We start from the raw sequence: 23614 nt of genomic DNA, 5'->3' as shown, positions 1-23614 counted from the left end.
AACCCAACCCCTCGTTGCGATACCCACGGGACCAAACGCACAAAGAGGATTTGAATGAGCATTTCTATCGCAAAATCTTCTGAAGTCATAACCAAATCGACCGTTCGTCGAACTAGAAGCCAAGCAATTTTGACAGCCTAAAATTCACATCTATAGTCCTATCGCGGCCCGTCGGAAGGAACCCGAACCCGTTAGTTTGCACGCAAGGAGCAAGGCCAGCTCATGCCCGTGACAGGTGGGTTCCGCCCGTAGTGTGTTCGCAACGGCCGTAAGGCAAGCAAGCGTTGTTGTGCCTGGAAGATGCCAAGCATTCACTATGAACAAGGAGCTTTACTATGTCTCGAGTCACGGATGTACTTGTTTCAATCGACACTGAAACCATTCTGAAAAACTACCCGAACATCAGCAAAAACCCTGCCTCGCCGACGTTAATCGACGTCAATCATGTGTACATGGTGACCAATCAGAACAACGTGGTCAGCGGCCAGGCCGGTGGCGAACTTAACTTAAAAGCCCAGGTAGGCGACTTGATTCGCTGGCGTGAAACCAGTCTGTCGCAGAGTTTCGAGACTGCAGTGATTTTCTACAAGTTTGTTGGCAACGTCGGCAACGAGTTGATCTCCACACCCACGCCCCGCAAGGCTACAGCGTGCGTTGCCGTTCCCAACACCAGCAACCCGTCGGTTCCAAGCTGCCAGAAAGTTGATAACCATTACTGGTCTTCGGAAACACTTTCGTGCGGTAGCGTGACCTACCACTTCCATTTCCTGATCGTTGATCGCGACTGCAAGATCGTAGGCTGCTGCTCGTGGGATCCGTTCATTACCATCCGTAACTGACGATGACCAGGCCCCTTGGCGACGAGGGGTCTACCGAGTTCGTTGCCGCTTCGGCCGGGACGGGATGCCTTGCTTGAACCGATGCGGCTGCCGTCTTGAATCAACATCATGAAAGGAATCCATGATGACTTCCGAACCGATTGCCTCCCCCTCGGCGAGTATCGCGCCAGCCAATAATGTGCTGCTGATCGTCGATGCCGAATCACTGCTTTCACGTTATCCACAACCCAGTCTTGAGCCGCAAAACCCGACCGAGATTGAAGAAGGCTTCATCTTTGCCATCAGCGGCACAAAACCAACACAAAGTACAATTAATGACAGCTTAATGACGCTTACCGCCAATAACGGAAAGAACTTCCAAATCCGTGGCAGGACCGTCAGCTTGCTCGCCGAACACAGCGTGGTGTTCTACGAGATACATGTAGGTAATGCCGGGGTCCTTTCACCGCCTGAATTGGTGGTCCACACAGACCTGACAGTCCCCGCACCCGACCCCGAAAACCCAACCCAACCGGGCAGCCATACGGCCGATGATCATTACTGGCACTGCACGCAATTGGCGGCTGGGGTGGCGTCGTGCGAACTGAAATTCATGTTGATCAATAAAAGTTGCGAGGCATTGGGGTACTTCAGTTGGTCGGTGGACGTGAAGTTGGCGGAGTGAATGGACGCCTAAAAAACCGGCCTCAAGGGCTAATGCCGATCAGTTAAGCCTTCTCGCTTGACCTTTGGCCGCAAGAAATCAAAATCCGATGCCTGTACTGGCATCGGATTTTTTATGCGTCTCGCTCGGGCACTGGAACTGACCCACAACATCGCCTCTACCCCCAACGCCATCGAGGGATTGGATTCCTTACTCGATCCTTCTTTGGTCGAGCAGGCGCTTGAACAGGCCGGTGTGGCGACGCTGCGCAAGCGCCGTTTGCCGCTGGAAATGATGCTCTGGTGCGTGATCTCCATGGCGTTCTTCCGGCGCATGTCGGCCTGGGATGTGGTCAGTCGCATGAACATCATGCTGCCGGGCCAGCGCCCGTTGGTCGCCCCCAGCGCCGTAGTCCAGGCCCGCCAGAGATTAGGCAGCGAAGCTGTACGACAAGTCTTCGATCTGCCCCAGAAAAGTTAGCATGAGGCGGCCGGTCATCCGACTTGGGCCGGTCTGCGTTTGTTGGGCGTCGATGGCGTCGTCTGGCGCACGCCCGACACGCCGGAAAATCGGGCGCGCTATGACTCCGCCAGCAACCAGCATGGCGACACCGGTTTTCCTCTTTAAGCACTTCGCCGCAGGCCCGCAAGCAATGGCCGGGGCTGCCGGAGCGCCTGACCGCACGACTCTTAAGTAAAACCGTCAAGGGCAAGGTGTGTCAGATACTGACCTCGATGGTCGACCCACTGCGCTTCCCGTCCGACGAAATCGTTGACCTTTACAGCCAGCGATGGGAGATCGAATTAGGCTTTCTGGAAATGAAACAGACACTGCTCAACAGCAGTTACACGCTGCGCAGCAAGACGCCCGAGATGATCGAGCAGGAGTTGTGGGGTGTGTTGTTGGGCTACAACTTGTTGCGCTATCAGATGGTGGAAATGAGCCGCCATTGTCCCGGAATTTACCCATGTGAAATGAGTTTTACCGCCTGCACCTGGGCGATCCTCGGCTTTATCAACAGCGTCTCGGCCGACCGTTCCGGGAACATCCCCACATACCTGGCCGAGCTGCATGCTTCAGCCCTGCATTACGTTCTGCCTCATCGACGAGAGGAGCGCGTTTATCCCCGGGCTATCAGGCTTAAATCCCCGAAGTATCCGATAAAAAACAAAAATGCCAGTCAGCTTAACTGACTGGCATTAGCCGCGATGGCCGGTTTTTTTTCGCGCCGAGCAAGCTCGGTTAGTCGTAATATCCAACAGTCTTCTTCAAGTGATCCGAGTATTCGTAGATATCGTCTATCGAATTTATTGCGTGCCGGGTTTCATTCTTTTCTTCGTCAAAAATACCGATGTACTTCTGTGAACGATTGAAGTGCAGACGACAGATCGGTTTGCGGTTGTTGTCGTCGAGCAAAATGCCGAAGTAACTCTGGGTGTCGCGCTGAACAATCCGCTTCGCATCGACAACAGACCGAACGACGGCACGGACGATGTGATATCCCTCCAGCTCTTCCAAGGTGGTCAGAACCTTGTCCTCTGACTCGTCTCGCAAATCCGGCTGCTCAGCACCACTGGAAGAAACCGGTAAAGAGGCCAACGCGGGTTGAATGGCGCCGCTCATGGCCGACTTGAGCCTGTCGTTGATTTGGTCGTTGAGAAACTGCACCACGGCTTTTCTCGTTAGCTCATGGAACTGCTCACGGACCTTCTGAGTAATCACACCTTCGTATACACGCGAAGCGAACACTTTCACAAAGTCGTCATCAGGCTTGCTGACCTGCGAAGCAATGACCTTTTTGATTTGGCTGACGTACTTCAGCTCACCTGCGGCGCTGATGATCGAATCCACATCGAAGGCTGACTTGGTGAGCTTGACCAATTCGGGGACGGAATACTCGTCGATATCCAGAAGGTCGAGTTCAAGAAATGGCTTCTCGTCCATCTTGTTGGGCGCATCCAGGTCGGTGAAAAACTTGTAGACCTGACCGTTGGTAAGGATAGAGATTCGGGCGCTGGTGACGTGGAAATAGCGAAACAATTGAGAGGCGTGATTGATGTGCAACGACTCACCAATTTTTTTGCACTCGATGAGGATTTGAACGTCTCCTCCCTTCATGATTGCGTAATCAATTTTTTCACCCTTTTTCGTTCCAATATCGCAAACGAATTCGGGAGTTACTTCCGTCGGATCGAAGACATCGTAGCCCAGCACCGTGCTGATAAATGGCATGACAAACGCGTTCTTGGTCGCTTCTTCCGTCTTAATGGCAGCGCCTTGCAAACGAACTTTGGCGGCTAAGCTTGCTAACTTTTCGAAGAATTCCATGAGTGGCCTCTTATCTGGTTCGATCCGTGTGTTTGCATGCTGGCAAATTGATTGCCTTTGATACTAGACACAAACCGGCACAAAGAAAGAATCCAACCAAGAATTGGGAACAACAGAGATTTCTTCCATCCATATCCGGTTCAATTCGTCCTACAAGATCGCCAGATCGTAGTCCCGGCAGCTCCTCCAAAATACCGAGGTACTAGCTACCGGCTTTTCATTGAATCCAGAATTTAATCAGAATTTTCATCATGCCCGTGCTGTCTGAAAATCAGGCGCATCCCTATAAGGAACACGGCAATGAAATTCGCAAAAGTCGCTCAGAAACTTGCCCTGTGGGCGGGCAGCCCCAAGACGTTCATGGGGGCGATCATTCTGATTTTTCTGTGGGGTCTGAGTGGGCCGATTTTTCACTTCAACGACACCTGGCAGCTGATCATCAATACGTCGACCACCATCATCACCTTCCTGATGGTGTTCCTGATCCAGAACACCCAGAACCGCGACACGGACATTTTGCACTTGAAGGTCGATGAGTTGCTGCGGGTGACGAAGGAGGCGCAGAACGCGATGCTGGGGCTTGAGGCATTGGACCTAAAGCAGCTGGAAGCGCTGAGAAAGCAGTATCGGAAACTTGGCGAGGGCGAAACGATTTCCCTGGACGGCACCGTCGTCCAGGAAAAAGGTAAGCAGGATTTGAATCAAAGCTGATTGGAGGATCGCGGGCGGCCCGAGGTCACCCGCGCAACCTGACAGCTATCGACTGGCTTGCAGCGCCTTGGCCATTTGCAGATGGTTCTGCAGTTTTGGCAACATTTCTTCGGCGAAGGCTTTGATTTCAGGCACGTCGGTGGTCTGCGCTTCCTGTTGAAGCTGTTCGATGGCTTCCTGGGTGGTTTTCACCTGGCTGGCCGCGTAGGCCTGGTCGAAGCTCGCGCCGTCCTTCACGTCCGGCATCAAGGCTTTGGCTTTATCAACGACCTCTTCGCGCGGGGCCACCGGTAAATCCAGTTGCTTGGCGATTTTCGCCAGATGCTGGTTGGCGGTGGTGCGGTCGTTGATAACGACGATGGTGTAGTCCTTGACCTCTTTGGATTCGGTTTTCTGATGCGCCAGGCGGCTGGCTTCTATATCGGCCATGCCTTTGGCCGATGCTTCGTTGATGAATTCGGCGGGGGACTGGGCAAAGGCACTGCTGGCACACAGGCCCAGTAACATAGCAAAACTGGCATTGCGTAATCGGGTGGCCATCCGGCTCATGGTCGCGCCCTCCTCGTAAAAAATTCAAACGGGAGCTTACGCTCCCGCCTCTCAATCAAAACTACCTTCACCGCTATTTCGATTTCTGACCACCTTTGCGGCCCATGTCGGGTTTCACAGGGTCTTTATCGACAGTCGTGGTGGTAGTTTTCCCACCTTTGCGACCGGTTTCAGACGCCTTCGTTCGATCGTTGGCGAAGTTTCCCGAGTTCGAGTTTCTTGAATTAGGCATGATTCTCTACCTCTTGGTGATGATCGCGGCGAGCAGGAGCCCGCATAGAATCAGAATTTCGATCGCCGCAAAGGTTTAGAAAAGTTGAAATCGCCGCGACGAACGGTGGCAGATTTTTCAAGCCCCGAGGCGCTGGTGATGTTGGCGCTTGGCGGCGTACATGGCCTCATCGGCATGCCGGAACAACTGCTTTTCTTCAGTGCCATGGTCGGGGTATCGCGCAACGCCGATGCTCATCTGGATGCTCAGACTGTGGCCGTCCAGACGCAGGGGTTGAGCCAGGACCTGTCGGATTTTTCCCGCCACGCTGTCGGCGTCTTCCGAGGCGCGGATGCTGTGCAACAACACCACGAACTCGTCACCGCCAATGCGCGCCACCGTGTCAGTTTCGCGCACGCAGCCTTTGAGCCGATTGGCGACCGCTTGCAGCAGCATGTCGCCGACCGCATGGCCGTGGGTGTCGTTGACTTCTTTGAAACGGTCGAGGTCGACATACAGCAATGCCATACGCCCGGAATCCGCCCGCGCCAGCGTCAGTGAGTCTTTAAGCCGGTCACGGAGTAACTCTCGGTTGGGCAGTTGAGTCAGTTGGTCGTACTGGGCCATGCGCTGCAGTCTGGCATGCAATTGCTTGCGCTCAATCGCTGTGGCGACCTGGGCGCAAACGTATTGCAGCAGCTCCTTGTCCTGTTCGGTGTAGCGCTCACCACCGGGCACGCTTTTAACGATCAGCGCACCGATGGTGCCGTTTTGTGAACTCAACGGCACACCCAGCCAGCAAGGCGAATGCTGGCCCGCGACCAGCGCCTCAAACCCTTCCGGCAAATTGTCCTGATCCGGGGTCAGTAGAATCGGCTGACCGCTGCGAATCACCTCGGCGCAGAGACGTCCGGTGATCGTTCCGGGCTGCTCAGGTTGCAGCTCCAGGTCGTCCACGTGATAAGGGAAATTCAGCTGTGCACAGTGTTCGTCATACAGCGCCACGGAGAAATTCAGCGCCGGCAGCCATTCTCCGATAATCAAATGGATGCGTTTGAACAGCGCCAGTAAATCTTCCGCCGCGTGGGCCGCTTCGGAAATCGCATACAACGCCGCTTGTCGGGATTCGGCCTGCTTGCGCTCAGTGATGTCGCGTGCCACGGCGATGCGCAGTTGGTCGACCTCCGACCAGCGCGCCGACCAGAGGATGTGCGCCACTCGGCCATCTTTACGCAGGTAGCGGTTTTCGAAATTGAGCTTGGGGTCGCCACCCATGATCTCCCGCGCGGCATCGAGGGTGCGCTGACGATCGGCGGGATGCACCAGGTCGATCATCGGCTGGCCGATCAGCTCTTCGGGGGTATAACCGAAAATACGCTCGCACGCCGCGCTGACAAATACGAAGCGACCTTGTTTGTCGACCGCACAGACGGCGTCCAGCAAGAGATCGATGAAGCTCGCCAACGGCGCGGAATTTCTGGTTGCCATAGTGCGGTGAGCGTGTCCGGCCAATGCAGCAATAAAGAACCCTCCCTGACCCATCAGTACAACTGACGCCTCCTTGCAATCAGCCTCACGCCTTGTTCGTCACCAGCCCCGGCAATGCATGCGCCAGGGCATTGATGGCGAATCCGATAAACATCACCCCACACAACCGGGTGATCAACAGCTCATGGCGCTGGTACAACATGCGCACCTGCCGCGCACCGACAATGCCAATGAGGATAGCGTAGGCCATGAGGCCACCGACGAAGCTCAGGACAATCAGCCACGGCAGCATCGACCAGTGCAGCAATTCGGCACGACTGGACAGCAGCGCCGTAAAAGTCGCTACCGCCACCGGGTAAGCCTTCGGATTGGTCAGGCCAAACAGAATGCCGTGCCAGAACGGCTGCCGCGCCGGGCCTTGAGGGGCTTCGACACTGCTGCGACGAGCGCGAACCGCACGCAGACCGAGCCAAAACAGATACAACCCGCTGAGCACACCCAGCACATCGAACGCGGTACTGCCGATTTCCCGTGCACCAACAATTGCGATCAGCGCAGTGCTGCACCAGACCACATCCCCCAGCAAATGCCCGCAGAGAAACCCCGCCCCAGCCCGCCGACCACGCGCCGCACCGATGCCGAACACCGCCAACACACCCGGCCCCGGCGTGATGCCGTAGATAAAGCCCGAGGCGAGAACAGCCATTAGCAGCGATGGGGTCATTGGAAGTCCTGTTGAGCCGGGGTGAATGCACGCAAGTCTATCTCAGGTCTCCGGGACCCGACTTACTGATCGTCGAAGAACTTCATTCCCGCATAGGGCCGCTGCCGACAGGCTGCCAGACGCGATTCGAGATTACCGACATGGGCTTCGAGCTTGTGCCCATCCGGGTCGAGGAAATAGAAGGACGCGCCTTCGCTCCGATTATCACGCCATTCCTGGACGTCGGCGGATCGCAGGCGTTCGACGAAGAGCGGGAAGTCTGTTGCGTTAATGCTAAAGGCGAAATGGGTGTAATCGGCGGCGGATTCGGAGTTGCGCAGTGGATCGAGGGAAAGGCACAACCATAGACCCGGCAGCGAGAGATAGGCGCCGGTGTCCCACGTGGCTTCAAGCTGAAGTTGCAGCAGATCGTGATAGAACGCCACGCTGCGGTTCAAGTTGGTGACGGCGAGGGTCAGGTGGTTGAGGCCTGTTAGCAATTTTATTTCCTCGAGGGTATTTTCTGAACCAACGGTATCTGGAGCGTAAAAGCAGTGGAAAAGCCTAAAACCAAAAGACACAGCGATGCGTTTCATACAACAGACATATCGCACAGACACTCAGCACACCAGACCTTGATGTTCGACGAAATCCAGCAAGCGCTGAGTGAAGCGGATAGCGGTGATTTCGCGAGTCCAAAAGAAATGAAAGCGGTTTTAAGCAAGTGGGTGACAAACATCAGCTGATGCGCCGCTTTCAAACCAAAATGCTCGTCATCAACCACAATGCTGTTCGCTTAAGAAAATCTTGAGGCGAGCGAGAAATCTGTGGCATTCCGATAAGCCCCCTTGCCACAAATGCAGGCATACCTGAAATACCACGTTTAAGTGAACAGTATTGCGTCATCAACCGCGTCCAATCCCCTCCTCAATCCGCCCATTCAACCAGTTCAACGCCTGATCCCCACCCCGCCGCTTGTGCCAAACCAACACAAACGTAAACGACGGAATGTGAAACGGCGGCGGGACCACGATCAACGACTGCTCATCGATGTTCAGCAACCCTCGGGAAGCAACAGTAAGAATCAGATCAGTGCCGCTGATGAACTCCGGGGCGACGCTCCAGTGCGGCAGGCTGATCGCCACGCGACGGCGTTCACGCAGGGCTGTCAGGGCCCGTTCGATTTCCGGGGTGCCGCTGCCGCGCATTTCCAGCAGGACATGGGGGCGGGCGAGGTAGGTCGGCAGGTCGAGCACGCCATCGGTGGGCAGGCTGTTGCGGTCTACCAGACAGGCGTAGTGCTCTTCGAACAGCGGAGTGCTGCGCAACTCGTTCGGCAATTCTGGAAAGACGCCTGCCGCCACGTCGATGTCGCCGTTGAGCACCCCCTCGAGCATGCCTTCGCGGCTGGCATGGCTGATTTGCAGATCGATGCCCGGCGCTTCCCGGCGCAAGGTCCGTATCAACCCCGGCAGGACGATTGCAGCGCCATAGTCGGACATCGCCAGTCGAAACGTGCGCTTGGCGGTGGCCGGATCGAAAGTATTCGGTGCCAGCAGCGATTGCACCTGAGCCAGGGCTTCGGCCAAAGGTGCCATCAACTCCAGGGCTCGTGGGGTTGGTACAAGACTTGCGCCCGCCCGCACCAGTAAAGGATCGCCAAGCAGATCACGTAGTCGCGCCAAGGCATGACTGACGGCCGGCTGACTCAGGTGCAAGCGCTCGGCGGCACGGGTCACGTGTTGCTCGCTGAGCAAGGCGTCGAGGATCACCAGCAAATTGAGGTCGACACGGCGCAGATCATTCATCTGATGCATGTTCTTGATAGCTATTTGGAATTTAAATCTGCGCGACGAATACTCTAGAGTCCAGCAAAACCTGTTGGAGATTTATCATGAGTACGTTGCATTGGGCCGGGCTGTTGCTGCTGGCCGTGATAGCCGGGGCGGTGGTGCCTTTTCAAAGCGCGATCAACGCCAACCTCGGTCGCGGCTTGGGTCATCCGTTGTGGGCAACCCTCGCGTCGTTGTTGGTGAGTATTGTGGTGTTGTTGCCGGTTATGTTGGCGCTGCGTTTGCCGTTGCCGTCGCTGGCGTTCATCAGCAAGGCGCCACTGTGGATGTGGGCCGGTGGTGCGTTTGGGGTGTGCTTCATCTCGCTGGCGCTGATGTTGCTGCCCAAACTCGGGGCATCGGGGTTTATTGCTTTGGCGCTGGCGGGACAGGTGGTGGCGTCGCTAGTGCTGGATCACTTCGGGTGGTTTGGGTTGGTGGAGCGGGAGATGACAGTACCGCGGGTGTTTGGGGCGGTGTTGTTAATGGCTGGAGTGGTGTTGATTCAGTTCGGTGGCACATTGGAAAAAGCGATAACAGCAACGTCTTGATCGCAGCCTTCGCCAGCGCCTGCAGCGATGCGTGGTCGATGCAGAAACTGGCGTAGCCTGCGAAACTTTTAAAACTTGTCGAGCGTGCGCAGCTTCTGCGGCAACCCCCACAGCAGCAGCGCGACGGCGATCAGCGCAGCGACGCCGATGACATACAGTGCCGGCGTGGTGCTGCCCGTCAGGTCTTTGATCCGCCCCACCATCACCGGGCTGACGATGCCGCCGAACTGGCCGAGGGTGTTGATCACCGCGATCCCGCCAGCAGCCCCTGCGCCAGCACCGGCCAGCAGTTTGGGCGGCAGGGTCCAGAAGCTCGGGATGGAGGCGATGATCCCGGCACCGAGCAAGCCCAGCGCGGCAATCAGGAAGGTCGTGTGGTTAGCGAAGATACCCGCACAGAAGAACCCTACCGCGCCCACCGCAACCAGACCTGCGACAAACTTGCGCCGCTCGCCAGTCGAGTCGGACAACCGCCCGATCACCACCATGCTGATGGCGCCGCAGATGTAAGGGATGGCGGTCAGCAAACCGATCATCACCGGGCTCTCGGTGCCGGCGCTGCGAATCAGTTGCGGGGCCCAGAAGTTCAAGCCGTAGGACGCCACCTGAATCAGGAAGTAGATCAGCCCGAGGGTCAGGAAACCCGGAATCCGCAGTGCGGCGAGCAACGAGCCACCGCTCTTGTGCGGTTCATGGTGCGCGATACGGCTGGCCAGCAGCGTCTTCTCTGACGGTGTCAGCCAGTGAGCGTCTTCGATGCGGTCCTTGAGCAACGTCAGCACCAGCAAGCCGAGGCCAATGCAAGGCACGCCGCCCAGCAGAAACAGCCAGTGCCAGCCGCGCATATCCATAAAACCGTCGAGGTGCTGCAGCACCAGCCCGGAGATCGGTGCGCCGACCAGACCTGCAAATGCCGACGACAGAAACAACATCGAAGTGATGCGTCCGCGATAGTGCTGCGGGAACCACAGCGTCAGGTAATACAGCACGCCTGGGGCGAAACCTGCTTCCATCGCACCAATGACGAAGCGCAGCGCGTAGAACTGCCATTCGCTATTGACGAAGACCATGGCCGCGGTGGCGAGGCCCCAGGACATCATGATCCGGGCGATCCAGCGCCGGGCGCCGACCTTGTAGAGCATCATGTTGCTCGGCACTTCGAAGATCACGTAACCAACCACGAACAGCCCGGCGCCGAGGCCGTAAGCGGTGTCGCTCAGGCTCAGGTCGGTCTGCAATTGGAACTTGGCGAAGCTGATGTTGATGCGGTCGAAAAACGCGAACAGGTAGCAGACCATGATCAGCGGCATCAGTCGCCAGGCGACTTTGCTGACCAGGGCTTTTTCTTCGTCGTGGCTAACGGAAGGGCTTGCGCCCGCCTCCAGTACATTAAGGCTCATGATGGTTCTCCAGGCGGACTGCCCGTGGGTGTCCGATTGTTTTTGTTGTCTGGTTGAGATATTCGGGTGTGAACGCTTTTACTGTGGGAGCGGGCTTGCTCGCGAAGGCGGCGTGTCAGTCGACATCAATGCTGAATGTCAAACCGCATTCGCGAGCAAGCCCGCTCCCACAGGGGATTCGGGGTGGTCAGGAAGGGCTTGGATGCAGATCGCAATTGCGTCCGGCCTTGGCCAGCTGACCGGGCACTTCGTGGCCCAGCAGCGCGGGTAATCCACGCGACAATTGCAGCAACAGCGGCAGATCGATGCCGGTGTGAATGCCGATCTCATCGCACAGGTTAACCAGGTCTTCGGTGCAGATATTGCCGGAGGCACCCGGCGCGAACGGGCATCCGCCGAGCCCGCCCAGTGCCGCGTCGAAGCGTCGGGCACCGGCCTCATAGGCGGCCAGTACGTTGCACAGACCGAGCCCGCGAGTGTTGTGGAAATGCAGGGTCAAGTCAGTGGGTGAAACTCGCTGCAAGACCCGCCGCACCAGACGATCAACCTGCCGCGGATTAGCCATGCCTGTGGTGTCGGCCAGGGTAATGCCCTGGATCCCGAGTTCCTGATAAGCCTCGACGATTTGCAGCACGCGATCCTCGTCGATCTTGCCTTCAAACGGACAGCCGAAGGTAGTGGCGATGCTGGCGTTGAGTCGCACCGTCGTCCCGAGAACGTATTGCACGATCTCGCCGAACGCAGCCAATGAGGCTTCGCAACGCATGCGCATGTTGGCCAGGTTGTGGGTCTGGCTGGCGGACATCACCAGATTCAACTCGTCGGCCCTCGTCGCCAGCGCCCGTTGCGCGCCTTTCAGGTTGGGGATCAACGCGACGTAAATCACCCCCGGTTGCCGGATGATGCCCTTGAACACCAGCTCACCATCGCGCAGCGCCGGAATCGCCTTGGGGGAAACGAACGAGCCTGCTTCGATGCGGCTGAAACCAGCCAGCGACAGCTGATCGATCAATGCAATCTTGTCGACGGTTTCGACCCAGGTCGGCTCGATCTGCAAGCCGTCGCGAGGGGAGACTTCCTGAACAATCAGGGTCTCGGAAAAATCAGTGATCATTGCACCACCCCTTGAGCTTTCAGCCGTTCGATGTCCGAACCGGTAAGGCCCAGTCCCGCGAGAATGCCGTCGGTGTGCTGGCCCAATGTAGGTCCGGACCAGTTCACGCCACCGGGAGTCTCGGACATTTTCGGCACAATGCCGGGCATCTTCACCGTGGCGCCGCCGGGCAGGTCGGCGTTGAGCAACATGTCCCGCGCCTGATAGTGCGGATCGGCGACGATGTCGGCGACTGAATAGATGCGCCCGGCTGGGACTTCGGCGGCTTCGAGAGCAGACAACACCTCATCAATGGGCAGGCTGCTGGTCCAGTGAGTGATCGCCGCATCGAGCACGTTGCTCTTGGCGGCACGCCCGTCGTTATGGGCAAACTCCGGCGCATCGGCCAGATCACGGCGACCGATGACGTCCATCAAGCGCTTGTAGATCGGGTCGCTGTTGCCGGCGATCACCACGTAGGCGCCATCGGCCGTCAGATAGGTGTTGGAGGGCGCGATGCCCGGCAAGGCCCCGCCGCTGCGCTCACGAACATGGCCGAGCATGTCGTATTCCGGCACCAGGCTTTCCATGACGTTGAACACACTTTCAGCCAGGGACACATCGACCACTTGCCCACCGCCCTGCCCGGTCTTGACCCGCAGCAGCGACATCAAGGCACCGATCACCGCATGCAGCGAAGCCAGGGAATCGCCGAGGCTGACGCCCACCCGGGCCGGTGGTGAACCGGGTGTGCCGGTGGTGTAGCGGATCCCGCCCATGGCCTCGCCGATGGCGCCGAACCCAGGACGATCGCGGTACGGGCCGGTCTGCCCATAACCGGAAATACGCACCAGCGTCAGGTTAGGATTGAGGGCGTGTAACACGTCCCAGCCCAGACCGAGTTTCTCCAGGGCGCCGGGGCGCAGGTTTTCGATCAGGACGTCGGCGCTGGTCGCCAGTTGCTTGACCAGCTCAATGCCTTCGGGGGATTTGAGATTCAGCGCCAGGGACTTCTTGTTTCGCGATTGCAGGTACCACCACAGCGACGTGCCTTCGTGCAGCTTGCGCCATTTGCGCAGCGGGTCGCCCTGACCCATGGCTTCGATCTTGATCACTTCAGCGCCGAACTCGGCAAGCATGCGCGCGGCGAACGGCGCGGCGATCAGCGTGCCGATCTCGATCACTTTGATTGCACTCAAGGGGGCAGTCATCGCGGGGTACCTCATGTTGTTCTTGGAATATGTGCCAAGGCTAGAGGACCACGGGGCCTGGAATCCAACCTTCAGTTGGCAACGAGCGTTCGCGAAACGCGAACGCTCAATCCATTCCGCGCAAATGCTCGAACAACATCCGGCTCACCGGCGACAACGCCGCTTCATCGCGCACCACCAAAACCAACGCGCGATCCGACCAGTCATCCGTCAACGGCACCGCGTGCAACCCCAACGCCCGGCCAAATAATTCATAGGCCTTTTTCGGCAGGATGCCGATGCCCATGTTGGCCTGGACCATCCGGCACATGGCGTCGAAACCCGGTACATGAATCCGCAGCCGCAGCACTTTGCCGGCCTCGCGCGCGGCTGCGTGGGTACGCATATTGATCGAACTGGCGGAATGCAGACCGACGTAATCGCTGCCCAGCGTATCGGCAAAGGCCAGGCTGGAACGACTCGCCAACGGATGATCGGGCAGCATCAACACCATCAGCTTGTCCTGTCGATAAAGCACGCTGTGCAGACCTTTGACGTCGCTGTCACTGGAGCAGATCCCAAGGTCCGCCACGCCATCGAGCACACCCTGAATCACCCCGCTGCTGGGGCGTTCTTCGAGGTCGGTCTTGACCTGAGGATGACGCTCGGAAAAGTCCCGCAGGTCTTCGGGCAGAAACTGAATGATCGCCGACAGGTTGGCGAGCATCCGCACATAGCCGCGGATACCGTGGCTGTGTTCGCCCAGTTCGAGCCCCATTTTCTCGACGTTGAACAGCATCTGCCGAGCATGGTGCAACAAGGTTTCACCGGCCGGCGTCAGGGTCATGCCCTTGGCCTGGCGCACGAACAGGCTGATGCCCAGCGCTACTTCCAGCTCCATCAGCCGCTTGCTGGCCGCCGACACGGCGATGGCTTCACGCGCGGCGGCACGGGTCAGCGTGCCCTCCTCATGAACGGCGACAAACAGCTGGAGAGTGATCAGGTCGAGGCGGCGGATCAGGCTTTTTTCCAGCATGGAGGGCTCGATGACTTCTGTTCGACTGAGTCGGCAGGATAGCCCGGTTTCTACGCGACTCGGCAAAGCAAATTGCCCACAACATCACGAGGCATCGCCCTACACATAAATCTCTTGTAACACTCAGCCGTACCGGAAACAGCCGATTCAAAGCCTCCGCCGCGCTCTGTAAAGTCTGGAAACACACACGAACTGCAACAATTCCATGGATCGTTTCACTCAAGGAAAGTCATTTTCATATGGACCAGACAGCACAGGCGGCAAACCGCTACACCAACTACCGCAAAGTCATCGCGTTGGCCGATCACGATTGGGAGAGCTCTGAAGCCGGGAAAATTTCGGGGCTTAACGTCGAAATCAAAAGTGCCAACCGAATGCTCGATCAGCACGGGCGCGCGTTTCATCATTTCTGCACGACGTCGTACCTGGGCCTGGATCACCATCCCGATATTCTCGACGGCGCCATGAATACCCTGTGGGAAACCGGCACCCTTCGCGTCGCCAACTCTAAGAACCGCTGCAAGCTGGCAATTCTGGAACAGTACGAAACCGAACTGTCCGAGTTGTTCGGCGCCAGTTGCCTGAGCACCTTGTCGTGCAGTGCTGCGAGTGCCGGAATCCTGCCGTTGCTGGCCAGCGGCGTGTTCACGGAAAACCGCCCTCCCGTGATGGTCTTCGACCGGTTGGCGCATTACTCGATGAATCACCTCAAAGCCGCCTGCGCGGATGAAACCACGGTCGTGACCTGCCCTCATAACGACATGGATTTTCTCGAGAAGCAGTGCCAGCAGCACCGCACCGTCGCGTATGTCGCAGACGGCGCCTACAGCATGGGCGGGGTCGCAGACCTGGACAGTCTTTTGTATCTGAAGGACCGCTATGGGTTGTTTCTCTACCTGGACGATTCCCACGCGCTGTCCGCCGTCGGGACAATGGGCGCTGGCCTCGTGCGCCCCAGGTTGCACGCACTGGAGGATGACTGCCTGATCGTCGCCTCGTTGGCCAAGTCGTTTGGCGCCAGCGGTGGTCTGGTAATGCTGGGCAATGAACGGCAGAAGAAGGTCATTGCCCGTTACGGCGGCCCCAGCAATTGGTCGCAAAGCCTGAACAGTGCAGCCATTGGCGCGGGCAGAGCGTCCATCCTGCTTCATCGCACACCGGAATTTGCCGCGTTGCAGGAAAAACTTCAGGTTAATATCCGGCTGTTCGACAGCCTCATACGCACCGATCAACACAACAGCAACATGGCCATTCGACTGGTCAACTGCGGCGAAGCAGCGTTGGCCAACAACATCGCCATGGAACTGGCCAATCACGGCTTCTTCACCTCGGCCGTGTTTTTTCCGGTGGTCGCACAAGGCAAGGCGGCCATCAGAATCACCCTGCGCGCCGACATGGAGCCGACGCTGATCCGCCACTTTTGTGAACTCATTACCGAGCTTTTACGCACTCAAGGCCGGGACATCGGCTGTTGAACTGAAATCAGGGAAGATTCAATGAAGAGCAGCACCACCCTCCTCGTCACCTGCTGCACGGTTTTTCTCGCCCAATTAGGCATGAGCATTTACCTGCCGGCGCTGCCGGACATGGCCCGTGATCTGTCCGCCGACGCCTCGCAGGTTTCCTGGGGGCTGGCGGTGTATCTGATCGGCATGGCGTTGCCGATGTTGTTCTGGGGCAGCCTGGGCCAGCGCATCGGCCGAAAACCGGTGCTGCTCGCCGCGCTGGGCATCTACGGGCTGGGCAATCTGGCCTTGCCCCTGAGCCAGACGCTTGAATCGTTCCTGGCGTTTCGACTGGTTCAGGGCATTGGCGCCAGCGGCATTTCGGTCATGGCCCGGGTGCTGATCCGCGACAGTTTCCGCGGCGACCTGCTGGCCAAGGCGTTGTCCTGGATTTCGATTTCCTTTGTGGTGGCGCTGGGGATCGGCCAATACCTGGGGTCGATCATCCAGGTGGCGCTGGGCTGGCCAGCGATTTTCTACCTGTTGGGTGCTGTGAGTCTGATGATGGGGCTGGTCGTGGCTCGGGTTACGTTCCCGGTGCTGGCCGAGGAGAATGCCCCGTCATCCGCCTGGCCGAGTTACTGGCGCATTTTGCGTCATCGCGCCTTTCTGTTGCCGGCCCTCACCGGCGGCCTTGGGTACGGGGTGATTGTCGCGTTCAACACCGCAGCGCCGCTGATTCTGCAAGGACCGTTCAACTGGTCGGCCGTGGAATACGGGGTGTTGGGCTGGCCGATCAGCGCGGCCTATTTTCTGGGGGCTTTGGCGGTCAATAGCTTTGTACTTCGCACCGGTCAACGCGGGTTGATGACGGCGGGTGTGGGGCTGGTGCTGGCCGGCAGCGCGGTGATGTTGCTGGGGAGTTTGGCGGGCACTTCAGTGGCGCTGCTGTTCTGGTTGCCCTATTGCGTGGCGGTTTTCGGCCAGTCTTTGACTTATCCGATCAGCCTGTCCCTGGCCAATGACGGTTCGCCGGTCGGCGGTGCGTATGCGATGGCGTTGAGCGGTTTCATTCATCAACTGATGGCCGCGGTTATCGGCGGGATCGCCAGTTTGATCGCGAGCCCGCAAGCATGGCCGCTTTCACTGCTGTGTACCTTGCTGGCGTTGGGCGCGATGCTCTGCGTGATGCTCGCGCCCGGTCGTAAAACTTCCTAAAAGGCGCTGCGGAAAATCTCCTCGATCTGACGCTGATCCGCTACGCGAGGGTTGGTCAGGCCACACGCATCTTTCAAGGCATTGGTGGCGAGGATCGGGATGTCGTTGAGCTTGGCGCCGAGCTCACGCAAACCGGCGGGAATTTCCACGTCTTTGGACAGACTGCGGATCGCCACGATGGCCGCCTGGGCGCCCGCTTCCGGGGTGAAACCGTGAACATCGGCGCCCATCGCAAGGGCGACATCGGTGAGGCGATCGGCGCAAACCAGCGCGTTGAAGCTTTGTACGTGAGGCAGCAGGATCGCGTTGCACACACCATGCGGCAAGTCGTAGAACCCGCCCAACTGGTGAGCCATGGCGTGGACATAACCCAGGGATGCGTTATTGAACGCCATGCCGGCGAGGAACTGCGCGTACGCCATGTTTTCCCGCGCGGCCAGGTCACTGCCGTCGCGGACGGCCAGGCGCAGGTTGTTGCTGATCAACGTGATCGCCTTCAGTGCGCAGGCATCGGTGATCGGATTGGCCGCCGTGGAAACGTAGGCTTCGATGGCGTGGGTCAGTGCGTCCATGCCAGTGGCAGCCGTCAGGCCCTTGGGCATGGCGACCATCAACGCCGGGTCGTTGACCGACAGCAGCGGCGTGACATTGCGATCGACAATGGCCATTTTTACGTGACGGGATTCGTCGGTGATGATGCAGAAACGGGTCATCTCGCTGGCGGTGCCGGCGGTGGTGTTGATGGCGATCAGCGGCAGTTGCGGCTGGGTGGATTGATCGACGCCTTCGTAATCGCGTATTTGCCCGCCGTTGGTTGCGCATAACGCGATGCCTTTGGCGCAGTCATGGGGCGAACCGCCGCCCAGGGACACCACGAAGTCACAGCGGGTTTCTTTCAGCAGCCCCAGACCGCTCTCGACGTTGGCGATGCTCGGGTTAGGCTTGGCGCCGTCGAAAATCACCGAATCGATGTCCTGCATCGCCAGTTTCTCGGCAATCATCTTCGCTACACCCGCCTTGGCCAGCCCGGCGTCGGTGACGATCAGCGCCTTGCGAAAACCGTACTTGCGAATGGCGTCCATGGCTTCGTCGAGGCAACCGATGCCCATGATGTTCACGGAGGGGATGAAAAACGTGCTGCTCATGAGCGAGTCTCCTGGCTGAGGCCGAATCGGCAGCGCCGATCCAGCGGGTACCCACAGGATCGACCTATCAGTCACGCAGTAACTTGATCTGGCTCAAGTCTTGGTCGTGATAAAGTCGCCGCCCATCAAGACCTTTTGCTTTGAGACTTTGACCGCAATGACCGATTTCCAGGATGTTGATGCCCAACTTGAAGACTGGAACGCCTTGCGCGCCACCGCCTCGTTCAGCGGCCTGCTGGTGGGCAACGGCGCCAGTCGCGCCGTGTGGGATGACTTCGGCTACGACTCGCTGTTCGAAAACGCCCGTACCGTAGAAGAAAAACCCCTGAGCCAGTCCGAGCTGAGCGTGTTCGACGCCATGCAGACGCGCAGCTTCGAGCAGGTGCTCAGCGCACTGAAAACCACCAGCCGGGTCAACAAGGCCCTGGCTGTGAGTTCCGCCGCGCCGCGCAATCGTTACTACGCGATCAAGGAAGCGCTGATCAACACCGTGCACGCGGTGCACATCCCGTGGCGGCTGGTGGTGCCTTCGACGCTGGCGACGATCAATCAGGAACTGGGCTGCTACCGGACCGTGTTCACCACCAACTACGACCTGCTCAATTCCTGGGCGCTCCAGCACCAGCCTGATGCGATCAGCGACCTGTTTCAGGGGGCAGAGCCGAGCTTCGATCTGAGCGCCACGGCGACCGATAAAACCCGCCTGCTTTACCTGCATGGCGGGTTGCATCTGGTGCGGAATCAGGACGGCACGGCGCGCAAACTGATGTCGACCGAGGGCACGTTGCTCGGCAGTTTCGCGATCAACAACTCGATCAAGACCCTCGACGACGTGCCGCTGTTCGTCAATGAAGGTCCGGCGCAGGACAAGCTCAAGACCATTCGCAGCTCGGACTATCTGTCATTCTGCTACGACCAGTTACTTGGCCATGGCGACGGGTTGTGCCTGTTCGGTCATGCATTGGGTGAGCAGGACAGCCACATCATTCACGCCTTGCGCCAGGCGAAACCGCAGGTGGTGGCGATCTCGATTTATCCTCGCAGCAAGGCGTTCATTCAGCACCAGAAGCGGCACTACGCGAAGGTTTTTGAAGGAACCGGGAGTGAGTTGCGGTTTTTTGATTCGAAGACGCATTCGCTCGGCAGTCCGAAGCTCACAGTCCCGGTTGAGGTTTAGCGGCGACGCCGCTGACGCCTTCGCGAGCAGGTTCGCTTGTATGGTAGGACTTGAAGGGAGGATTTAGAGCACCGGCAAGGTCTTGTCCTTGATCATCGTGGTCGGCCCGTTGGCCTTCACGCTGGCGATGCCTTTATCCATCGCGGCAGCGGAGGTGTAAGCCTCGCTGCTACCGATGATCTCGTGGTTACCGGCCTTGAGGTTGAAGTAAGGATGGCCATCCTTGGTGGTTTTCTTCTCGTAGCGTTCATCCTTCGGGCTGTTGCTCTGAACCGACGCGATGCCTTTGTCAGCGGCAGCGCGGGTGGTGTATAGCTCGCTGGTCAGAATGGTTTCCGCGTTGGCGGCCTTCAGCACAAATTTGAACTGACCATTGCTGCTTTTGCTCACTTCATACCATCCAGACATGCTGTTTCTCCTTGGCAATTGAGAGGTTTCGCGCTTCAGAGTAAAGACCACCTCAACCGCAAGATCAAAAGATCGCAGGCTTCGCCAGCTCCTACATGGGATCGCGTACCTCTGTAGGAGCTGGCGAAGCCTGCGATCTTTTGATGTTCAGGCCGACCGCACCACGCTCATCTGTGGAGGAGCAATCCGTCGCTGACTCAGATAGCGCGTACAACTGACCCGCAAAAACGAGGCGAAATTCACCACCTCGCCACGGTAGTCCATCACCTCTTCATACAGCTTGGCGATCAACTGGTTGGTGGTCATGCCGTCGGCCTCGGCGATTTCGCTGAGGATGTCCCAGAACTGATTCTCCAGCCGCAGGGTGGTGACCACCCCGCAGATGCGCAGCGAGCGGGAGCGCGATTCGTAGAAAATCGGATCGGCTTTGACGTAGAGCTCGCACATGGACAGGTCCCTCGTTACAGCGTGATTTTAGTGCCCAGCAACCCGAGGAAACCGGCGAGCCAGCTCGGGTGCGCCGGCCAGGCTGGCGCAGTGGCCAGATTGCCTTGTACGTGACCTTCCGTCACCGGGATATCGATGAACGTACCGCCGGCCTGGCGCACTTCCGGGGCACAGGCCGGGTAGGCGCTGCACTCGCGACCTTCGAGAATGCCCGCGGCCGCCAGCAATTGAGCACCGTGACACACAGCGGCGATCGGTTTGCCGGCATTGTCGAACGCGCGCACCAGTTCCAGGACTTTTTCGTTCAGGCGCAGGTACTCCGGCGCACGACCGCCCGGCACCAGCAGGGCGTCGTAGTCCTCGGACTTGACCTTGGCGAAGTCGAAGTTCAGGGCAAACAGGTGACCGGGTTTTTCGCTGTAGGTCTGGTCGCCTTCGAAGTCATGGATGGCCGTGCGCACGGTCTGACCGGCGGTTTTGTCCGGGCAAACGGCGTGCACCGTGTGGCCAACCATCAGCAGCGCCTGAAACGGCACCATCACTTCGTAGTCTTCGACGTAATCGCCGACCAGCATCAGAATTTTTTTAGCCGCCATGGGGAGGACTCCTCTGGGAAATACGTGGGCCTGCAGGAGTATTCAAGGTAGTCCTTATCCAGCGAGTCGGGTAATAACCAGCTACTACGACAACCTATAGTTGATGGTTGTACGCGGTCAGTGTAGGAGCTGGCGAAGCCTGCGATCTTTAAGCGATTTCGAAGATTGTTGAAGATCAAGTTCAAAAGATCGCAGCCTTCGGCAGCTCCTACGTTGCGAGCATTACTCGCAACTGTACGGATAACTCTGCACCTAGCTGTAACAGAGCAACGCCTCCGGTTTATGGCTAGATGAAGACTCTTCCCGCCACCCTCGATTCTGGTTGCCATCATGTCCTCGCGCGAAAACACCGGCATGGCCCTCGGCCTGCTCGGCGTTGTGATCTTCAGCCTCACCCTGCCCTTCACACGGATCGTCGTGCAGGAACTGCATCCGCTGCTCAACGGCCTGGGTCGTGCGCTGTTCGCGGCGGTTCCGGCGGCGTTGCTGTTGCTGTGGCGCCGGGAGACGTGGCCGACGTGGAAACAGGTCAAAGGCCTGACCCTGGTGATTGCCGGGGTGATCCTCGGCTTCCCGGTGTTGTCGGCCTGGGCCATGCAAACCTTGCCGGCGTCCCACGGCGCACTGGTCAACGGCCTGCAACCGCTGTGCGTGGCGCTGTACGCCGCGTGGTTGTCCCACGAACGACCGTCGAAAGCCTTCTGGGCCTGCGCTGCGCTGGGCAGCGCGCTGGTGCTGGGTTATGCGCTGATCAGCGGGGCCGGCAGCATTCAGGCCGGTGATTTGCTGATGCTCGGCGCGATTGCCGTGGGCGGTTTGGGATACGCCGAGGGCGGCCGATTGGCCAAGGAGATGGGCGGTTGGCAGGTGATCTGCTGGGCGTTGGTGTTGTCGACGCCGTTGCTGATCGGGCCGGTGGTGTACCTGGGGCTGCAACATCAGGGCGAGATTTCGGCCAAGACCTGGTGGGCCTTCGGTTACGTCTCGCTGTTTTCGCAATTCATCGGTTTCTTTGCCTGGTACGCCGGGCTGGCGATGGGCGGCATTGCCCGGGTCAGTCAGATCCAATTGCTACAGATCTTCTTCACCATCGCCTTTTCGGCACTGTTCTTCGGCGAACACATTGAGCCGATCACCTGGCTGTTTGCCGCCGGGGTGATCGTGACCGTGATGTTGGGACGCAAGACCGCCGTGAAGCCAGCACGAGTGGCTACAGCCTGAAAATAAAATCAAAAGATCGCAGCCTTCGGCAGCTCCTACAGGGCGTACGCCGTCCAAATGTAGGAGCTGCCGAAGGCTGCGATCTTTTGCCGTTAACCCAAATAACCGTCGGAACGCAGCAGCGTTTCGAGGCAATGTTCGCTGATGTGGTAGAAATCCTTCAGTTCCTGAATCTTCACCAACAGCTGGGCCGGATCAACCGGCTCGGCACGTTTGACCGCCAGGATCATCTTGTTCTTGTTGGTGTGGTCCAGTGAGATGAACTCGAACACCTTGGTCTCGTAACCGCAGGCTTCAAGGAACAACGCGCGCAAACTGTCGGTGACCATTTCCGCTTGCTGGCCCAAATGCAGACCGTATTGCAGCATCGGCTTGAGCAGCGCCGGGCTCTGGATTTGCAGGCGGATCTGCTTGTGGCAGCACGGCGAGCACATGATGATCGAGGCGCCGGAACGAATGCCGGTGTGAATCGCATAGTCGGTGGCAATGTCACAGGCATGCAGCGCGATCATCACGTCCAGCTCGCTCGGCGCGACGCTGCGCACATCGCCGCACTTGAACACCAGCCCCGGATGCTCGAGCTTTGCGGCCGCGGCATTGCACAAATCTACCATCTCTTCACGCAGCTCGACGCCGGTCACAACGCCTTGGGCCTTCAAGGTGTTGCGCAGATAGTCATGGATCGCGAACGTCAGATAACCCTTACCCGAGCCGAAGTCCGCCACCTGAACCGGTTTGTCCAGCGCCAGGGGTGAGGTGGTCAGCGCGTGGCTGAAGACTTCGATGAACTTGTTGATCTGCTTCCACTTGCGCGACATCGCCGGGATCAGCTCGTGCTTGCTGTTCGTCACACCAAGGTCGGCCAGGAACGGCCGGCTCAGGTCGAGAAAGCGGTTCTTCTCGCGGTTATGCTCGGCGGATGGCACTTCACGCAATTGCTGAGGTTTGCTCTTGAACAGCGAAGACTTGCCCTTTTTGCTGTATTCCAGCTGAGCTTCATCAGTCAGCGACAGCAAATGTGCATTTTTGAACGATGCTGGCAAGAGTGCGGCGATGGTCGCTACACCCTCGGCAATCGGCAAATTCTTGGTGATGTCGCGCGTCTTGTAGCGGTAGACGAAGGACAGGCAGGGCTGATCCTTGACTGTCAGCTGCTTGATGATCAGCCGCTGCAAGTCCGCTTCAGTGCCGACGTACTTGGCCAGCACCAGTTTGATGAAGGCGTTCTGGTCAAGGCTGGATTGCAGCAGGTCGATGAACTGGGCGTGGTGATCCGGCGAGAGGCTGGCGGGAGTGGCGGTGACAGACATGGGAAAAACGGCCTCGGGCGGTACGGATCGGGGAATGGCGGGTATTTTAGGGGGGATGTGGATGCAGGGCACG

Annotated in this window: 24 protein-coding genes and 1 pseudogene; 9 read left to right on the top strand and 16 right to left on the bottom strand. The window is 58.3% G+C overall.

The features are described from left to right. The first annotated feature begins 335 nt into the window (after positions 1-335). The 3 genes and pseudogenes from CUN63_RS20260 (at position 336) to CUN63_RS20250 (ending at position 2675) form a co-directional block, all read left to right on the top strand. A complete protein-coding gene (locus tag CUN63_RS20260; RefSeq protein ID WP_033061388.1) occupies positions 336-839 on the top strand; it encodes an inclusion body family protein in 504 nt (167 codons plus the stop codon). A 124-nt stretch (positions 840-963) separates the two neighbouring features. After that, positions 964-1503 (top strand): AidA/PixA family protein, encoded by a 540-nt coding sequence (locus tag CUN63_RS20255; RefSeq protein WP_129441889.1) that lies wholly within the window; start codon positions 964-966, stop codon positions 1501-1503. A 114-nt stretch (positions 1504-1617) separates the two neighbouring features. Further along, a pseudogene (locus tag CUN63_RS20250) lies at positions 1618-2675 on the top strand (transposase domain-containing protein). 49 nt (positions 2676-2724) lie between these two features. On the opposite strand, the gene CUN63_RS20245 reads toward CUN63_RS20250, so the two are convergent. Further along, a complete protein-coding gene (locus CUN63_RS20245; RefSeq protein ID WP_129441888.1) occupies positions 2725-3810 on the bottom strand; it encodes a type I restriction endonuclease in 1086 nt (361 codons plus the stop codon). 300 nt (positions 3811-4110) lie between these two features. Between CUN63_RS20245 and CUN63_RS20240 the strand changes: the two genes are divergently transcribed. Then, positions 4111-4521, top strand: a complete 411-nt coding sequence (locus CUN63_RS20240; RefSeq protein ID WP_129441887.1) for a low affinity iron permease family protein — start codon at positions 4111-4113, stop codon at positions 4519-4521. Positions 4522-4566: 45 nt separating this feature from the next. Here CUN63_RS20240 and CUN63_RS20235 read toward each other — a convergent pair whose 3' ends face one another. The 6 genes from CUN63_RS20235 to CUN63_RS20210 all read right to left on the bottom strand — a co-directional run bounded on the left by CUN63_RS20235 (position 4567) and on the right by CUN63_RS20210 (position 9289). Beyond that, positions 4567-5070, bottom strand: a complete 504-nt coding sequence (locus tag CUN63_RS20235; RefSeq protein WP_129441886.1) for a DUF4142 domain-containing protein — start codon at positions 5068-5070, stop codon at positions 4567-4569. Positions 5071-5143: 73 nt separating this feature from the next. Then, a complete protein-coding gene (locus CUN63_RS20230; protein WP_129441885.1) occupies positions 5144-5302 on the bottom strand; it encodes a KGG domain-containing protein in 159 nt (52 codons plus the stop codon). 117 nt (positions 5303-5419) lie between these two features. Continuing rightward, positions 5420-6769 carry a GGDEF domain-containing protein gene (locus tag CUN63_RS20225; RefSeq protein ID WP_129441884.1) on the bottom strand — a complete coding sequence of 450 codons (1350 nt, stop codon included), beginning with the start codon at positions 6767-6769 and terminating at the stop codon, positions 5420-5422. An 85-nt stretch (positions 6770-6854) separates the two neighbouring features. Next, entirely contained in the window at positions 6855-7493 is a 639-nt protein-coding gene (locus CUN63_RS20220) for a LysE family translocator (RefSeq protein ID WP_129441883.1), read from the bottom strand. 62 nt (positions 7494-7555) lie between these two features. Further along, the gene (gene fos, locus CUN63_RS20215) at positions 7556-7972 is read right to left on the bottom strand and encodes a fosfomycin resistance glutathione transferase (RefSeq protein ID WP_129445122.1); all 417 of its coding nucleotides are present in this window, start codon (positions 7970-7972) and stop codon (positions 7556-7558) included. Between the two features lie 405 nt (positions 7973-8377). Beyond that, a complete protein-coding gene (locus tag CUN63_RS20210) occupies positions 8378-9289 on the bottom strand; it encodes a LysR substrate-binding domain-containing protein (RefSeq protein WP_129441882.1) in 912 nt (303 codons plus the stop codon). Between the two features lie 77 nt (positions 9290-9366). On the opposite strand from CUN63_RS20210, the gene CUN63_RS20205 reads away from it, so the two are divergent. Next, complete coding sequence (locus CUN63_RS20205) at positions 9367-9855, top strand: DMT family transporter (RefSeq protein WP_129441881.1); 489 nt, start codon at positions 9367-9369, stop codon at positions 9853-9855. Between the two features lie 68 nt (positions 9856-9923). Here CUN63_RS20205 and CUN63_RS20200 read toward each other — a convergent pair whose 3' ends face one another. The 4 genes from CUN63_RS20200 to CUN63_RS20180 all read right to left on the bottom strand — a co-directional run bounded on the left by CUN63_RS20200 (position 9924) and on the right by CUN63_RS20180 (position 14574). After that, positions 9924-11255 carry an MFS transporter gene (locus tag CUN63_RS20200; RefSeq protein WP_129441880.1) on the bottom strand — a complete coding sequence of 444 codons (1332 nt, stop codon included), beginning with the start codon at positions 11253-11255 and terminating at the stop codon, positions 9924-9926. A gap of 187 nt (positions 11256-11442) precedes the next feature. Then, positions 11443-12369: a hydroxymethylglutaryl-CoA lyase gene (locus CUN63_RS20190; RefSeq protein WP_129441878.1), complete on the bottom strand. Its 927-nt coding sequence runs from the start codon at positions 12367-12369 to the stop codon at positions 11443-11445. Further along, positions 12366-13559, bottom strand: a complete 1194-nt coding sequence (locus CUN63_RS20185; protein ID WP_129441877.1) for a CaiB/BaiF CoA-transferase family protein — start codon at positions 13557-13559, stop codon at positions 12366-12368. The genes CUN63_RS20190 and CUN63_RS20185 overlap by 4 nt, the downstream gene beginning before the upstream one ends. A 106-nt stretch (positions 13560-13665) precedes the next feature. After that, on the bottom strand, positions 13666-14574 hold the full coding sequence (locus CUN63_RS20180) for a LysR family transcriptional regulator (protein WP_129441876.1): 909 nt from the start codon (positions 14572-14574) through the stop codon (positions 13666-13668). Between the two features lie 239 nt (positions 14575-14813). Here CUN63_RS20180 and CUN63_RS20175 point away from each other — a divergent pair, with 239 nt between their 5' ends. Together CUN63_RS20175 and CUN63_RS20170 are read left to right on the top strand one after the other, a co-directional pair. After that, positions 14814-16049: an aminotransferase class I/II-fold pyridoxal phosphate-dependent enzyme gene (locus tag CUN63_RS20175; protein WP_129441875.1), complete on the top strand. Its 1236-nt coding sequence runs from the start codon at positions 14814-14816 to the stop codon at positions 16047-16049. 21 nt (positions 16050-16070) lie between these two features. Next, complete coding sequence (locus CUN63_RS20170; RefSeq protein ID WP_129441874.1) at positions 16071-17237, top strand: MFS transporter; 1167 nt, start codon at positions 16071-16073, stop codon at positions 17235-17237. On the opposite strand, the gene yiaY is transcribed toward CUN63_RS20170, so the two are convergent. Beyond that, complete coding sequence (gene yiaY, locus CUN63_RS20165; RefSeq protein ID WP_129441873.1) at positions 17234-18382, bottom strand: L-threonine dehydrogenase; 1149 nt, start codon at positions 18380-18382, stop codon at positions 17234-17236. The two genes, CUN63_RS20170 and yiaY, sit on opposite strands and share 4 nt — an antisense overlap. A gap of 157 nt (positions 18383-18539) precedes the next feature. On the opposite strand from yiaY, the gene CUN63_RS20160 reads away from it, so the two are divergent. Beyond that, entirely contained in the window at positions 18540-19559 is a 1020-nt protein-coding gene (locus CUN63_RS20160) for a DUF4917 family protein (protein ID WP_129441872.1), read from the top strand. A 63-nt stretch (positions 19560-19622) separates the two neighbouring features. Here the strand turns inward: CUN63_RS20160 and CUN63_RS20155 are convergent, their stop codons facing one another. From CUN63_RS20155 to CUN63_RS20145, 3 genes are all read right to left on the bottom strand, one after another. After that, the gene (locus CUN63_RS20155) at positions 19623-19967 is read right to left on the bottom strand and encodes a YegP family protein (RefSeq protein ID WP_129441871.1); all 345 of its coding nucleotides are present in this window, start codon (positions 19965-19967) and stop codon (positions 19623-19625) included. A gap of 147 nt (positions 19968-20114) precedes the next feature. Then, complete coding sequence (locus CUN63_RS20150) at positions 20115-20414, bottom strand: ribbon-helix-helix domain-containing protein (protein ID WP_129441870.1); 300 nt, start codon at positions 20412-20414, stop codon at positions 20115-20117. A gap of 14 nt (positions 20415-20428) precedes the next feature. Continuing rightward, positions 20429-21010, bottom strand: coding sequence for a DJ-1/PfpI family protein (locus tag CUN63_RS20145; RefSeq protein ID WP_129441869.1), 582 nt, complete (start codon positions 21008-21010; stop codon positions 20429-20431). Positions 21011-21340: 330 nt separating this feature from the next. On the opposite strand from CUN63_RS20145, the gene CUN63_RS20140 reads away from it, so the two are divergent. Next, positions 21341-22231, top strand: a complete 891-nt coding sequence (locus CUN63_RS20140) for a DMT family transporter (RefSeq protein WP_129441867.1) — start codon at positions 21341-21343, stop codon at positions 22229-22231. A 92-nt stretch (positions 22232-22323) separates the two neighbouring features. Here the strand turns inward: CUN63_RS20140 and CUN63_RS20135 are convergent, their stop codons facing one another. Beyond that, the gene (locus CUN63_RS20135; protein ID WP_129441865.1) at positions 22324-23541 is read right to left on the bottom strand and encodes an SAM-dependent methyltransferase; all 1218 of its coding nucleotides are present in this window, start codon (positions 23539-23541) and stop codon (positions 22324-22326) included. Positions 23542-23614: the final 73 nt, after the last annotated feature.

The organism is Pseudomonas sp. ACM7 (genome assembly GCF_004136015.1).
Classification (GTDB): domain Bacteria; phylum Pseudomonadota; class Gammaproteobacteria; order Pseudomonadales; family Pseudomonadaceae; genus Aquipseudomonas; species Aquipseudomonas frigoris.
The sequence above is the reverse complement of the archived record's forward strand: the minus strand, read 5'-3'. Positions and strand labels throughout refer to the sequence as shown.